Consider the following 14011-nt stretch of genomic DNA (forward strand, 5'->3'; position numbering starts at 1 on the left):
ATCCAGCACGGAGCACGGGATTGTCGGTGGTGTGCGGTACAAGATCCATATGTACGTGCTCGCCGCTCAGGACGCCTTCTTCCTCGCCCGCCGGACGCGCAAGGACTCGCCGCACACGACAGCGGCCTACCAGCGCGATCTCGCCGGTGTGAACACACTCCTGGCCGAGACGCTCCACTCCCCCGTCGAGGACCTCACCACCGCTCACCTCACCGGCGCCAACCTCCGGCAGGCCTTCGGGCTCTTCGCGGACACCCACGCCAAGAGCTCCGTGCTGCGGGCCTGGTCGACGTGGAACCAGTTCCTGACGTTCTGCGTGGCCGAGGACCTCATCGCCGGCAACCCGATGGGTGCGGTCGCCCGTCCCAAGACCCCTCCGCTGGTCCCCAAGCCGCTGCGGGGTGAGGACACGCCCGAACAGCTCCTCACCGCGGCCGCGGAGGGCGCGCGGAAAGGTCGTGACCCGTGGCCGGAGCGGGACGTGCTGGTGATCGCGCTGGGCCTGGTGGCAGGCCTGCGAAGTGCGGAGATGCGGACTCTGACGCTGGCGAGCATCGTCGGCCGGGAGGGTGATCGCCGGTTGCACGTGAAGGGCAAGGGCAACCGGGACCGGAGTGTGCCGATCGAGCCGCCGATGGAACGGATCGTGGACGCGTATCTGGCGAGTTGCCGTCGGCGTTTTCCGCAGGGGCGGTTCGATCGGGACAGTGCGTTGTTGCGGGATCGTCATGGTGAGCCGATCGGCCGGGGTGGGCTGGAGTACCTGGTGAAGTCGTGTTTCCGGTGGGCGGGGTTGAACGACCGGGTGCCGACGGGGGCGAATCTGCACGCGTTGCGGCACACGTTCGCGACGCGGCTGGCCGAGGACGGTGCGTCGGCGAGCGAGATCATGGCGTTGCTGGGGCATGCGAGTTTGGCGACGAGTCAGAACTACATCGAGGCGACGGCGCGGGAGCGGCGGGCGGCGGTGGCGAGCAATCGGACGTATCGGGCGCTTCGGGACATCTAGCCGGGCTCGACCGCGGTGGGGCACGCTCGGCTGGAGCACCGTGAGCCGGGGGTCGCCCTGTTGCCGGATCGTTAGGCCGAGTGGGTGACCTGATAGTGCGAAAACCGCATTTCAGGGGTACCCAGTGAGAATGAGATCCGTGTGGCGTGGGGCCATCTCCTTCGGGTTGGTGACGATCGCCGTGCGCCTCTACACGGCTGTCGAGGAGCACGACTTCCGTTTCAACCAGGTGCACCGGGAGGACGGCGGGCGCATCAAGTACAAGCGCGTCTGTTCGGTGTGCGGCAACGAGGTGGAGTACAGCGACATCACCAAGGGCTACGAGTTGGACGACGGCCGGATGGTGATCATGGAGAACGAGGACTTCGAGAAGCTGCCGGTGAAGACCGACAAGTCGATCGACGTCCTGGAGTTCGTGCCGGCGGAGGAGATCGATCCGATCTACTTCCAGAAGACGTACTACCTGGAGCCGGACAAGGCGGCGGCGCGTCCTTATGTGCTGTTGCGGGATGCGCTGGTCAAGACGGGTCAGCTGGCGGTTGTGAAGATCACGATCCGGCAGAAGGAGACGCTGGCGACGATCCGGGCGCGTGATGACGTGCTGGTGATGCACACGATGTTGTGGCCGGACGAGATCCGCAAGGCGGAGTTCGACTTCCTGGACCAGAACGTGGAGGTGCGGCCGCAGGAGCTGAAGATGGCGACGTCGTTGGTGGAGTCGATGGCGGGTGACTTCGATCCGGACACGTTCACCGACGACTACCGGGATGCGCTGGAGAAGGTCATCGCGGCGAAGGCGGAGGGCGCGGAGTTGCCCGAGCAGCCTGAGGCGGAGGACAAGGGTGATGTCATCGATCTGATGACGGCTCTGGAGCGCAGCGTCGAGAAGGCGAAGGCCGGGCGCAAGGGTGCGAAGAAGGCTCCTCCGAAGAAGAAGGCTTCGTCGGCGTAGATGGCCGGGCTCGACGAGTACCGGCGCAAGCGGGATCCGGCGAGGACGCCGGAGCCCGTGCCTGGTGCTGACGAGTTGCCGAGGGGCGATGACGACACGTTCGTGATTCAGGAGCATCACGCGAGCAGCCTGCATTGGGATGTGCGGTTGGAGCGTGGTGGTGTGTTGGTGTCGTGGGCGGTGCCGAAGGGTTTGCCGCCTACGACGGATGTGGTGCGGCTGGCCGTGCACACCGAGGATCATCCGCTGGAGTACGCGGAGTTCTCGGGGAAGATCCCGAAGGGTGAGTACGGCGGCGGTGAGATGTTCATCTGGGACCGCGGCCGGTACGAGACGGTGAAGTGGTCGGACCGCGAGGTCGACGTGGTGTTGCGGGGGCGTCGGGTCGAGGGTCAGTTCGTGTTCTTCCGGTCGGGCGGGGACGGGAAGAACTGGATGGTGAAGCGTCGGCACGCGGCGGCGCGTCCTGACTGGGTGCCGTTGCCGGAGCTGCTGAAGCCGATGCTGGCGGTGCCGGGTCCTCTCCCCCACGATGACGATGATCTGTGGGCTTATGAGTTCAAGTGGGACGGTGTGCGGGCGGTCCTGCGGGTCGAGGGTGGCCGGGTGCAGGCGTGGTCGCGGCTGGGCAACGACATCACGGTCGCCTATCCGGAGCTGCAGGGTGTGGGTGAGCAGCTGGGGTCGACGGAGGTGCTGCTCGACGGTGAGATCGTGGCGTTGCAGAACGGCAGGCCGAGTTTCAGCGCGTTGCAGAACCGGATGCACGTGAGCAAGTCGGAGGCCGCGCGCAGGGCTGCTCGTCAGTATCCGGTCACTCTTCTGTTGTTCGATCTGCTGCATCTGGACGGCCGGTCGACGGTGCAGCTGCCGTTTCGGCAACGGCGTGAGTTGTTGCGGGAGCTGGGGTTGCGGGGGCCGAACTGGCTGACTCCCCCGTCCTACGACGCGGATGGGGCGGCGGTGCTGGCGGCGAGCCGGGAGCAGGGGCTGGAGGGGGTGGTGGCCAAGCGGCTGGATTCGGCCTATCAGCCGGGTGTGCGGTCGCCGGTGTGGCGCAAGATCACCGACCTGATGGCGCAGGAGGTGGTGATCGGGGGCTGGCGGATGGGTGAAGGCAAGCGGGCCGGGGTGATCGGCGCGTTGTTGCTGGGTATTCCGCAGGACGGCGGGTTGGCGTTCGCGGGTTCGGTGGGTACCGGGTTCAACGACGCGGAGCTGGCGGTGTTGACGCCGCGGCTCAGGGCGTTGGCGCGCAGGACGTCGCCGTTCGTGACGGGTGTGCCGAGGGAACGGGCGAAGGGCGCGAAGTGGGTGGAGCCGGAGCTGGTGGCGGAGGTGGTGTTCCGGCAGTGGACGCCGGACGGGCGGATGCGGTTTCCGGCGTGGCGGGGGTTGCGGCCGGACAAGTCGCCCGAGGAGGTGCGCCGCGTTGAGCAGTGACGCGACCGTGCGGGTCGAGGGCCGGGTGTTGAAGCTGACGAACCTGGACAAGGTGCTGTATCCGGAGTTCGGGTTCACCAAGAGCGAGGTCATCGACTACTACACGCGGGTCTCGCCGGTGCTGCTCCCCCATCTCAAGGATCGGCCGGTCACGTTGAAGCGCTACCCGAACGGGGTGGACGGGAAGTGGTTCTTCGAGAAGAACGCGCCGGAGCACCGTCCGGACTGGGTGCGGACGATGCGGCTGGAGTCGCCGGGCAGTTCGCGGGGCAACGAGACGGTCAACTACGTGATGGTGGACGAGCTGGCGACGTTGGTGTGGCTGGCGAACCTGGCGGCGCTGGAGTTGCACGTGCCGCAGTGGACGGTGGGTCCGCGCGGGGGCAAGCGGGATCCGGATCTGCTGGTGTTCGACCTGGATCCGGGTGCGCCGGCGACGGTGGTGGAGTGTTGCCGGGTCGCTGAGCAGGTGCGGACGGTGCTGGACGACGACGGTGTGGACGCGTGGGCGAAGACGTCGGGGAACAAGGGCATGCAGGTGTACGCGTACGCCCCGGCGAAGGACACGTCGGAGTACGCGAAGGCGGTCGCGCGGAGGTTGGCGAAGGAGATGCCGAACCTGGTCGTGGCGACGATGGCGAAGGCGCAGCGGACCGGGAAGGTGTTCATCGACTGGTCGCAGAACAACCCGGCGAAGACGACGGTGGCGCCGTATTCGTTGCGGGCGCGGGAGCGGCCGACGGTGTCGACGCCGCTGACCTGGGACGAGGTCGAGGAGTGCCAGGTGCCGGAGGAGCTGGTGTTCACGGCGGACGAGGTGCTGGAGCGGGTGGAGTCGGCGGGTGACCTGTTCGGCGGTTGATAGTTTTGTCGGCTTGTCTGCTTCACCCCGGGGGAACGCCGTGAAGATCGAGTTGGCCGACTACGACGCTGCCTGGCCGGGCCTGTACGAGCGGAACGTGAGCGGATCGTGGCCGCGCTGCCGGATGCCGAAGTGGAGTTCCGTGACCGGCTGCGCTCGCATCCGCAGGACCGTGAGGAGTGCGAGCGGACCAAGCGTGCCCTGGCGAGCGGGATCTGGGATCGGCTGCAGGACTACGCGGACGCGAAGACGCGGGTGGTGGAGCGGATCATCCTGCGGGCGCTGAGCTGAGTCGGCGCCGGTGGTTCCGGTCTTGTGGATCATGGAAGTCGGGAAGAATCCCGGTCCGTGAGGTTCGGGGTGCTCGGTCCGGTGGTGGTCGGCGGTGAGGAGGTCGCCGCGCCGCGACAGCGTGCCCTGGTCGCGATGCTCGCGCTGGACGTCGGGCGGATCGTGGGGCACGACCGGCTGATCGGCGGCTTGTACGTGCGGCCTCCTGCCGGGGCGGCCAACGCGCTGCAGTCGCAGGTGTCGCGGCTGCGCCGAGCTCTGCCGGGTGTGGTGGTCGAGCACCATCCTGCGGGATACCGCCTGGTCGCGGAGCCTGCTGACGTGGACTTGCACCGGTGTCAGGAGCTGCTCGCGGCGGGGCGGGGTGCGTCGGCGCTGGCGTTGTGGCGTGGCCCGGCGCTGGCGGATGTGGACGCGCCGTTCGCGGACGAGGCGCGGCAGCGGCTGACCGAGGTGTTCGTCGACTGCGTGCTGGCCGGCGGCACCACCGACGACCTGCGTGAGGTTCTGGCGCGGTACCCGTTGCGGGAGGACGTCCGGGCCGCGCTGATGCGTGCCCTGCACCGCGACGGCCGCCAGACCGAGGCGCTGGACGTCTTCGCCCGGGGCAGGGACCTGCTGGCCGACGAGCTGGGTGTCGGTCCCTCCCCCGTGCTGGCCGACGCCCATCTGGAGGTGCTCAGGGCCGAGGCGCCGCATCGCGGTGTGCCGGCGCAGCTCACGAGTTTCATCGGCCGCGACGACGACCTGCGCCGGGTCGCCAAGTGGCTGCAGGAGACCCGGCTCGTCACGCTCATCGGTCCGGGCGGTACCGGCAAGACCCGCCTGGCCGTCGAGGTCGCCCACCGCGAGCCAGGTGAGGTGGCGTTCGTCGACCTCAGCGCGACCACCGACGTCGCTCGCGCGCTGCTCGACGGGGTCGGGGCGCGCGAGGCCGGGCTGCTGTCCGCGGGCGGCCCCGGTGTGCGGGACCGGTTGCACGCTGCGCTGGCCGGCCGGCACGCGCTGCTGGTCGTCGACAACTGCGAACACGTCGTCGACGAGGCCGCCCGTGTGCTGGGCGGGGTCCTGGCGGCGTGCCCGGACGTGAAGGTGCTCGCCACCAGCCGCGAGGCGCTCGGCATCACCGGCGAGACCCTCAGTCCGGTCACCGCCCTGGGCACCGACGCCGCCACCCGGTTGTTCCTGGACCGCGCCCAGGCCGTCAAACCCGGCTTCACCGCCGACCTCGACCTCATCGCCGACGTCTGCCGCCGCCTGGACGGCATCGCCCTGGCCGTCGAGCTGGCCGCCGCGCGCGTCCGGTCGCTGCCGCTCACCGAGATCGCCGCCCGGCTCGACGACCGGTTCCGGTTGCTGTCGAAGGGCAGCCGCACCGCCGCGCCCCGCCACCGCACCCTGCACGCCGTGGTCGAGTGGAGCTGGGACCTGCTCACCGACGCCGAACGCGATCTCGCCGCCCGCTTCACCGTCTTCCACGGCGGTGCGAGCCTGGACGCCGCGACCGAGGTCACCGGGTCCGATGTGGACACTCTGACGTCGTTGGTGGACAAGTCACTCGTCGAGACCATCGGCGACCGCTACCGCATGCTCGACACCGTCCGGGCGTTCTGCGCCGTCCACGCACCCGACCTCGCGCACCGCCACGCCCGCTGGTTCCTCGCCCGCGCCCAGCAGGCCGAGCCGCATCTGCGCGCCCACGAACAGGTCGAGTGGCTGACCGCGCTCGCCGCCGACCACGACAACCTCGTCGCCGCCGTCACCTGGGCGGCTGTCCACGACCACGAGCTGGCGCTGGAGCTGGTTGCCGCGCTGGCCACCTATTACTGGTGCCGCGGTCTGCGCACCGAGGCCGCCCAGCAGGCCGACGCCGTCCTGCGCGCGTGCGGCGAGACCGCGCCACCGGGACGGGAGCAGGAGTACGCGCTGTGCCTGCTGCTCGCCTGGCCTGTCGCGACGGGCGACCAGACCGCGCGCATCCGTCAGGCCGACGACCTGCTCGCCACTCTCGACGCGCCGCCGCGCTACCCGATCATGACCATGATGTGGGGCATGGCGCTGGGCGCGCCGGAGAACGACTCCCAGGTCTGGCACCGCCGCGCCCGGCTGCTGGGCACCGACCCGTGGAGCGCCGCGCTCGACCTCGTCGGCGACGGCCTGATCAAACGCATGGCAGGCGACCCGCGGGGAGGTGCCGAGCTGCTCGAACGGGGTGCCGCGGCGTTCGGCGAGGTCGGTGACCGGTGGGGTGCGGCGCTGGCGTTCAACCAGCTCAGCGAGATCGCCCTCGCCGCGGGCGACACGGCGCTGGCCCTGGCGCACATCGACTGCGCCCGCCGCCTGTTCGACGAGCTCGGTGCCGCCGAGGACACCGCGGAAGCCGTCGCGGGCCGCGCCCACACCCAGCTCGCCGCCGGAGACCTCCACGGCGCCGCAGCCGACTTCGACCTCGCGCTCACCCTCGCCCGCCGCGCCGGAGCACCGCTGGTGCAGGCCGGCGCGCACCTCGGTCTGGCCGAGCTGGCCAGGCTCAACCACGACCACCCGGCCGCCCGCGCGCACTGCGACCAGGCCTGGACCCTCACCCCGGGCGGCTGGTACAGCCCGGACGAGATGCGCTGCCACATCGCCCTGCAACGCGGCCGGATCGCCAGGGACGCGGGCGAGCACCGGCAGGCCCGCGCGCACTTCGAGGACGCGCTGCGGCGGACCGCGGCCCAGCGCAACCGGCTAACCGAGACCGCCGTGCGCGCGGAACTCGACGCCCTGCCCGAGTCCTGATCCGCCGCCACCACAACCACGCCGGCAGCTTGTGGTGCGGGATGAACGTCCACAGGTCGTCCTCGGCCACCTCGTTCGGGTGGCGGCGCAGCACCTCCAGGCACTCCCGCGACACCACCCCGTGCAACCGCGCCACGTGCGCCAGCGCCGTCGCGCCCTGCCGGCGGACCTCGATGCGGTTGTGGTCCAACGCGCGCGCGACCCTGCGTAACGTCACCCACGGATCCGGGTAGGACAACGACAGGCCGATGACCGAGACTCCGACCATGTCCTCGCCGCGGTCGAACGCCGCGTCGACGTCCTCGGGCCGGTCGGTGCCCATCAGGGCGGAGAAGTCGCGCCAGTTCATGCCCTCACCCCGCGTCGCACGGTCCAGCAGAAAACGCTGCCTGCCGTCGGAACGCTCCCCCGTGCGTTCCCAGTCCGCGGCTAAGTACCGCCACACCGCCGCCGTGTCCGCGCGCGTGGTCGAGGCCAGCACCCGGCACAACGCCAACACGTGCTCCGGTTCCGTGGCCTCCGCGAGTTCGCCCAGGACTCCTGGCGGGCGGCCCAGGTCGTGCCACGTCAGCCACGCCAGCGTCGGCACGTCGTTCACGTCGATCCAGCCGTCGGCCCCGCCCCGCCCGATTTCGGCAGGCGTCAGCGCCGCCCGATAACGGGCGTGCTCGATCGGGATCACGTCAGACCTGAGGTACCGCGCGCAGCAACGCGCGCGTGTAGTCGTGAGAAGGGTTGAGCAGCACTTGTTCCACCGAGCCTTGTTCCACGATCTTCCCCTGATGCATCACCGCGACCCGATCGGCGATCTGCCACGCCAGCCCGAGGTCGTGCGTGATGATCAATGAAGCAAGGCCCAGCTCACGCCGCAACCGGAGCAGCAGCGCCACGATCTCCCCGCGCACCGAGGCGTCCAGCGACGCGACCGGCTCGTCGGCCACCAGCAGACGGGGCTGCAGCACCAGGGCGCCGGCGATCACCACCCGCTGCTGCTGACCCCCGGACAGCTCGTGCGGAAGCGAGTCGAGGTAGAGGCTCGCCGGACGCAGCTCCGCCCGTTCCACAGCGGCCGTGACCTGCGATTCCTCATCGCCGGTGAGGCCGTGCACGCGCAGTCCCTCGGCCACCGCGGCACGCACCGTGTGCCGGGGGTTCAGCGCGCTCGCCGGGTCCTGCAGCACCAGCTGCACCTGCCGCCGGAACGCCTTGAGCGCCTTGCCGTTGCGCGGCACCTCGACACCGTCGAAGATCACCCGACCGGAGGACGGTTTCCGCAGCCCCATTATGGTACGGGCCAGTGTCGTTTTGCCGGAGCCGGACTGCCCGACCAGCGCCACGATCTCCCCGCGCCCGACCTCCAGGTCCACCCCGTCGACCGCGCGCGTCCGACCGTAGTCCACCACCAGCTCCCGCACCCGCAGCAACGGCTCCGCCTCCGGCTGCACGCGGGGCCCTCCCGTGCGCTCCTGGTGAACGAAAGCTCCCCGCGTGCACTCCGCGGGGTCGGTGAGGCGGTGCGCCGGGTCGCCGATCACCGGGAACGCCGCGGTCAGCGCCGCCGTGTGCGGGTGCTGGGGGTTCGCGATCACCGCGCGCGTCGGCCCGCGTTCGACCAGTGCACCGCGGTGCATCACGGCCAGGTCCTCGCACGTCTCCGCGAGCACCGACAGGTCGTGGCTGATCATCAGCAGCCCCAGGTCCTGCTCGGCCACGAGGCGTTTGAGCACCGCGAGCACCTGTGCCTGCACCACGACGTCGAGCGCCGTCGTCGGCTCGTCCGCGATCACCAGCCGCGGCGAGCACGCCAGCGCCATCGCGATCATCACCCGCTGCCGCTGCCCGCCGGACAGCTCGTGCGGATACGCCCGCGCCTTGTCGTGCGGCAGCTCCACCTGCTCCAGCAGTTCGCGGACGCTGCCGGGCGTGCCGTGCAGCCGCATCGGTTCGGCGATCTGCTCCCCGACGCGCCGCACCGGGTTGAGCGAGTGCATCGCCCCCTGGAACACGATCGACGCCGACGCCCACCGCACCGCCCGCAGCCGGCCCCACGACATCGTCCGCACGTCCTCGCCGCCGAGCAGGATCTCGCCGTCCACCCGCGCGGACTTGGGCAGCAGCCGCAGCACCGACATCGCCACCGTCGACTTGCCCGACCCCGACTCACCCGCGAGCCCCAGCGTCTGCCCCGGCGCCACCGCCAGGCACACGTCGTCGACGACCCGCTTGTGTCCGTAGTGGACAGTGAGGTTCCTCAGCTCCAGCAACCCGGTCACCTCTTCGGCGTCACAACGGCCTCGAGCGCCCGCCCCACCAGCGTGAACGCCAGCACCACCACCACGATCGCCACCCCCGGCGGCAACAGGAACCACCACGCCCGCTGCGGCACCGCCCCGTGCAGCTGCGCCTGGTGCAGCATCGCGCCCCACGAGATCCGCGTCGGATCCCCCAGCCCCAAAAACGCCAGCGTCGACTCCGCCACGATCGACGACGCCACCGCCAGCGTCGCGTTGACCAGCACCAACGGCACCACCGACGGCAACACGTGCCGCCCGATCACATGCCCGTGCCCGCCCCCGAGCGCCCGCGCCCGCTCCACGAACGGCCGCGCCTCGATCGTCAAGGTCTGCGCCCGCACCATCCGTGCCGTCGTCGGCCAGCTCGTCAGCCCGATCGCCAGCACGATCGTGCCCAGCCCCCGCGGCAGCACCGTGGACAACGCGATCGCCAGCACCAGCCCCGGCAGCACCAGGAAGAAGTCCGTCACCCGCAGCAACGCCCCCGCCACCAGCCCGCCGAAGTGACCGCTGAGGATCCCGACCAGTGTCCCGATGCCCACCGCGAGCACCGCCGCGGTCAGCCCGACGAACAACGACGTCCCCGCGCCCTGCACCACCAGCAGCGCCACCGACCGTCCCGTGTGGTCGGTGCCCAGCCAGTGCCCGGCACCCGGCGGCTGCCACGGCGCGTCGGTCACCCGCGTGACGTCCAGGGCGTCGGCGGGGATCAGCAGCGGCGCGAGCAGAGCCGCCAGCGCGGCGACCACGAGGATCACGGCACCGGCCACGCCCGCCCGGTGCGCCAGAAACCTGCTCATACGACCTTCACCCGCGGATCCAGCACCCCGTGCAACAGATCGGCCAGCAGGTTCATCACCACGACCGCGCCCGCCGTCACCACCAGCAACCCCTGCAGCAGGAAGTAGTCCGGCCCGGTCAGCGCGTCGTAGAACAACAACCCCAGCCCCGGCCACGAGAACACGGTCTCGGTCGTGATCGCCCCGGCCACCACCAGCCCGAACCGCAGGAACACCAGCGTGATCGCCGGCAGCACCGCGTTGGGCACCGCGTGCCGGCGCCGTACCAGGTCGTCGCGCAGGCCCTTCGCCCTCGCCGTCGTCAGGTACGGCGCGTGCATCTCCTCCAGCAACGACGACCGCATCACCAGCACGTACTCCGCGCACACCACCGCGACCAGCGTGACCGACGGCAGCACCAGGTGATGACCGATGTCGAGGGCCTGGGAGAAGAAGTCCGGCGCCGTGTCGGTGTCGCGCATGCCCCGCGACGGGAACACCTCACCCGTGGCCATCATCAGCAGCATGCCGAGCCAGAACGTCGGCACCGCCCACAACGTCAGCGACACCCCGGTCGTCGCCCGGTCGAACGCCGAGTCGCGCCGCCACGCCGCCAGCACCCCGAGCCACAGCCCCAGCCCGACCGCGATCACCGTCGCCGTGCCGACCAGCAGCAACGTCGGCCCGAGACGCTCACCGATCACGTCCGCCACCGGCCGGCGGAACGTGAACGACGTGCCCAGGTCACCGCGCAGCAACGCCGTGAAGTAGTTCCAGAACTGCTCGTGCAGCGGGCGGTCCAGGCCGAACTGCGTGCGCAGTTCGGCCTGCATCGCCGCCGTCGTCGGCCGCCCGCGCGTCATCGACACCACGGGATCGCCGGGCACCACCCGGAACAGGAAGAAACCCAGGACCGCCACCATCACCAGGCTCAGCGCGGCACCCGCGAGCCGACCGATCAGCCGCACCTACTCGCGCTCCCCGGCCGTGGCCTTGCGCCGGCGCGTGGCCACCACGATCGCCACCACCATCGAGCCGAGTGCCGCCGCGAACGCCCCGAGCCCGTACCAGCCGCGCGAGGGCTGCTCGGCCCGGGCAGCGGGTTCGGCGAGGTAGTAGCCCCACACACCGTTCTGCGCCATGATCACGCCGCCCTGCGCCGGTTGCGTCGTGAAGTGCGCGAAGTGGTCGGACCGGTAGCCCTCCAGCGCGTTCTCGTACGCCAGCACCACCGCGGGCACCTGGTCGTAGAACCGCGCCTGCATCTGCTTGACGATCTCCACCCGCTTGGCCTCGTCGAACTCCGACAGCTGCCGCGCGTAGAGCTGGTCGTAGGTCTCGTCGCAGAAGTAGGCGTCGGTGGTGCCGCCCTTGCCGTCGGGGCCCGGCCGCTGCGCGCACGTGTGCAGCCCGAGGATGAAGTCCGGGTCCACGTTCGTCGCCCAGCCGGAGAACGCCAGGTCGTAGGTCGCCACCGTGGTCATCTCGTTGAGCTGGTTGTCCGACACCAGCTGCACGTCCAGCACGATGCCGACGTCGCTCATCGACCGCTTCAGGTACTCCGAGGCCTGCTCGTCGTAGGCACGGCCGGCGCGGCCGATCAGCCGCAGCGTGAACCGCGTGCCGTCCTTGCGCGGGTAGCCCGCCGCGTCCAGGGCGGCGTTCGCGGCGGCCGGGTCGAACCTGTGCAGCTGCTGCGCGTCCGGCTCCCAGTGCCACTTGCCGAACACCGGCGGCACCAGCCCGGACCCCTTCTCCGCGTACCCGAGGCTCACCCGCTGCACCAGCGCGTCCAGGTCGACGGCCTGCGCGATCGCCCGCCGCACCCGCACGTCCTTGAGCGCCGGGTTGCCGTTGCCGATCGGCTCACCGGTCCTGGTCTGCGCGCCGGGGTTGATCAGCAGCTCGGTGAACCGCCGGCCCTGCGCCTTGTTGCGCGTGACGCCGTCCTTGCCCGCCAGCGAGTCGAACTGGGCCGGGGCCATCCGGTTGACCAGGTCGACCTCGCCCTTGGCCAGCGCCTGCACCGCGGCGTCGGAGTTCTGGAAGTACACGAAGTGCAGCTCGTCGTACTTCGGTGCGCCGCGCCAGTAGTTCTTGTTGGCCTTGAGCTTGATGAACTGTCCCGGCACGTGCTCGGTCAGCACGAACGGGCCGGAGCCCACGACCGGCATCTGGTCGTTGGCGTAGTTCTTGAGGTCGGTGACCTTCTCCCACACGTGCTTGGGCACGACCGGGATGTCCAGCGCCAGCATGGTCACCTGCGGTGCCTTCGTCCTGATCACCACGGTCCGGTCGTCCGGGGCGGTGACGGAGGAGAAGTTGGCGACGAAGCCGCCGTTCGCGGTCCGCGCGACCTCGTTGGTGAGCATCAGGTTGTAGGTGAACGCGACGTCCTGCGCGGTGATCGGCTGCCCGTCGGACCACTTCTTGCCGTCGGGGACCGTGAACGTCCACGTGAGCTTGTCCGCCGAAGGCTCCCACCTGTTCGCGATGCCCTCGGTGACCCGCTGGTCGTCGGCCGCGTAGGCGGTCAGCGAGTCGTACATCAGCCGGCCGATCTCGGTGCTCGACTGGAACACCGCGAGGAACGGGTTCAGCGAGTCGATCTGCTGGACGATCGCGACCTTGAGGATGACCGGACCCGCGGCGGTGGCGGGCGGTGTCGCGAGCACCAGTGTCGTTGCTATCGCAAGCAACGCGCACGCTTTCACACGCACGAAATACCCCTCTTCCCCAGCAGCCCACCGCTACGTTACTCAGCTGTGCGGATCATGATCTCGGCGGACATGGAAGGCGCCACCGGAGTCACCTGGACCGGGGACGTCGTGCCCGGTACCGAGCAGTGGCAACGGTTCCGGAGGCTGTTCACCGGCGACGTCAACGCCTGCGTCGCCGGGCTGGTCGCGGGCGGCGCGAGCGAGGTGATCGTCAACGAGGCGCACTCGTCGCAGCGCAACCTCCTGCTCGAAGACCTCCACCCCGGCGCGCGGCTGCTCACCGGCCGCCACAAACCGCTGTCGATGATGCAGGGCGTCGACAGCGGCGTGGACGGTGTCGTCTTCCTCGGCTACCACACCGGCGCCGGCGCACCCGGCGTCCTCGCGCACACCTACCTGGAGAACTCCATCACCGGCGTGTGGCTCGACGGCGTGCACGCCTCCGAAGGACGCCTCAACGCCGCCCTGGCCGCCGAGCACGGGGTACCGGTGCTGCTCGTCACCGGCGACGACCTCACCTGTGCCGACGCGTCGGCCTACGCGCCACACGCCGAGCTCGTGGCGGTGAAGGAGTGCGTGTCGCGCTATGCGGCCGTGTGCCTGCCACCCGCCGTGGCCCACGCACGCATCACCGAGGCGGCCACCACAGCCATGGCGGCCGCCGGACGATCAGACGGGGCCGTGTCGGCGCATCGCATCGAGGTCGAGTTCGACGCCACGCACCTGGCCGACGCCGCCGCGGTCGTGCCCACCGTCGAGCTGACCAGCACCCGCCGCGTCGCGTTCGGCGCCGCGTCCATGACCGAGGCCATGAAGGCGTTCAAGGTCGTCACCCACATCGCGGCAGGGGCGATCGAAGGCATCTACGGCTGACCGTAGG

The 14011-nt window shown here is 70.3% G+C and carries 11 protein-coding genes; 7 read left to right on the top strand and 4 right to left on the bottom strand.

Going from position 1 to position 14011, the window contains the following annotated elements; translation table 11 throughout:
- Positions 1-31: 31 nt before the first annotated feature.
- The 6 genes from ABZV40_RS10905 to ABZV40_RS10930 all read left to right on the top strand — a co-directional run bounded on the left by ABZV40_RS10905 (position 32) and on the right by ABZV40_RS10930 (position 7338).
- The gene (locus tag ABZV40_RS10905) at positions 32-1009 is read left to right on the top strand and encodes a tyrosine-type recombinase/integrase (protein WP_355438477.1); all 978 of its coding nucleotides are present in this window, start codon (positions 32-34) and stop codon (positions 1007-1009) included.
- Positions 1010-1139: 130 nt separating this feature from the next.
- Positions 1140-1961, top strand: a complete 822-nt coding sequence (locus ABZV40_RS10910) for a Ku protein (RefSeq protein ID WP_355438478.1) — start codon at positions 1140-1142, stop codon at positions 1959-1961.
- A complete protein-coding gene (gene ligD, locus ABZV40_RS10915) occupies positions 1962-3404 on the top strand; it encodes a non-homologous end-joining DNA ligase (RefSeq protein ID WP_355438480.1) in 1443 nt (480 codons plus the stop codon).
- Positions 3394-4266 (top strand): non-homologous end-joining DNA ligase, encoded by an 873-nt coding sequence (gene ligD / locus ABZV40_RS10920; protein WP_355438482.1) that lies wholly within the window; start codon positions 3394-3396, stop codon positions 4264-4266. The genes ligD (ABZV40_RS10915) and ligD (ABZV40_RS10920) overlap by 11 nt, the downstream gene beginning before the upstream one ends.
- A 108-nt stretch (positions 4267-4374) precedes the next feature.
- Positions 4375-4557 (top strand): GrpB family protein, encoded by a 183-nt coding sequence (locus tag ABZV40_RS10925; protein WP_355438484.1) that lies wholly within the window; start codon positions 4375-4377, stop codon positions 4555-4557.
- Positions 4558-4614: 57 nt separating this feature from the next.
- Entirely contained in the window at positions 4615-7338 is a 2724-nt protein-coding gene (locus tag ABZV40_RS10930) for a BTAD domain-containing putative transcriptional regulator (protein WP_355438486.1), read from the top strand.
- A 683-nt stretch (positions 7339-8021) separates the two neighbouring features.
- Here ABZV40_RS10930 and ABZV40_RS10935 read toward each other — a convergent pair.
- Genes ABZV40_RS10935 through ABZV40_RS10950 form a run of 4 tightly spaced genes read right to left on the bottom strand, consistent with a single transcriptional unit; the run spans position 8022 to position 13086 of the window.
- Positions 8022-9611 (bottom strand): ABC transporter ATP-binding protein, encoded by a 1590-nt coding sequence (locus ABZV40_RS10935; RefSeq protein ID WP_355438488.1) that lies wholly within the window; start codon positions 9609-9611, stop codon positions 8022-8024.
- A complete protein-coding gene (locus ABZV40_RS10940) occupies positions 9608-10432 on the bottom strand; it encodes an ABC transporter permease (protein WP_355438490.1) in 825 nt (274 codons plus the stop codon). The genes ABZV40_RS10935 and ABZV40_RS10940 overlap by 4 nt, the downstream gene beginning before the upstream one ends.
- Complete coding sequence (locus ABZV40_RS10945) at positions 10429-11379, bottom strand: ABC transporter permease (protein ID WP_355438492.1); 951 nt, start codon at positions 11377-11379, stop codon at positions 10429-10431. Before ABZV40_RS10945 ends, ABZV40_RS10940 begins: the two co-directional genes overlap by 4 nt.
- Positions 11380-13086 carry an ABC transporter substrate-binding protein gene (locus tag ABZV40_RS10950; protein WP_355438494.1) on the bottom strand — a complete coding sequence of 569 codons (1707 nt, stop codon included), beginning with the start codon at positions 13084-13086 and terminating at the stop codon, positions 11380-11382.
- Positions 13087-13176: 90 nt separating this feature from the next.
- Between ABZV40_RS10950 and ABZV40_RS10955 the strand changes: the two genes are divergently transcribed.
- A complete protein-coding gene (locus ABZV40_RS10955) occupies positions 13177-14004 on the top strand; it encodes a M55 family metallopeptidase (protein ID WP_355438496.1) in 828 nt (275 codons plus the stop codon).
- The last annotated feature ends 7 nt before the right edge of the window (positions 14005-14011 follow it).

The organism is Lentzea sp. NPDC004782 (assembly GCF_040609115.1).
Classification (GTDB): Bacteria; Actinomycetota; Actinomycetes; order Mycobacteriales; family Pseudonocardiaceae; genus Lentzea.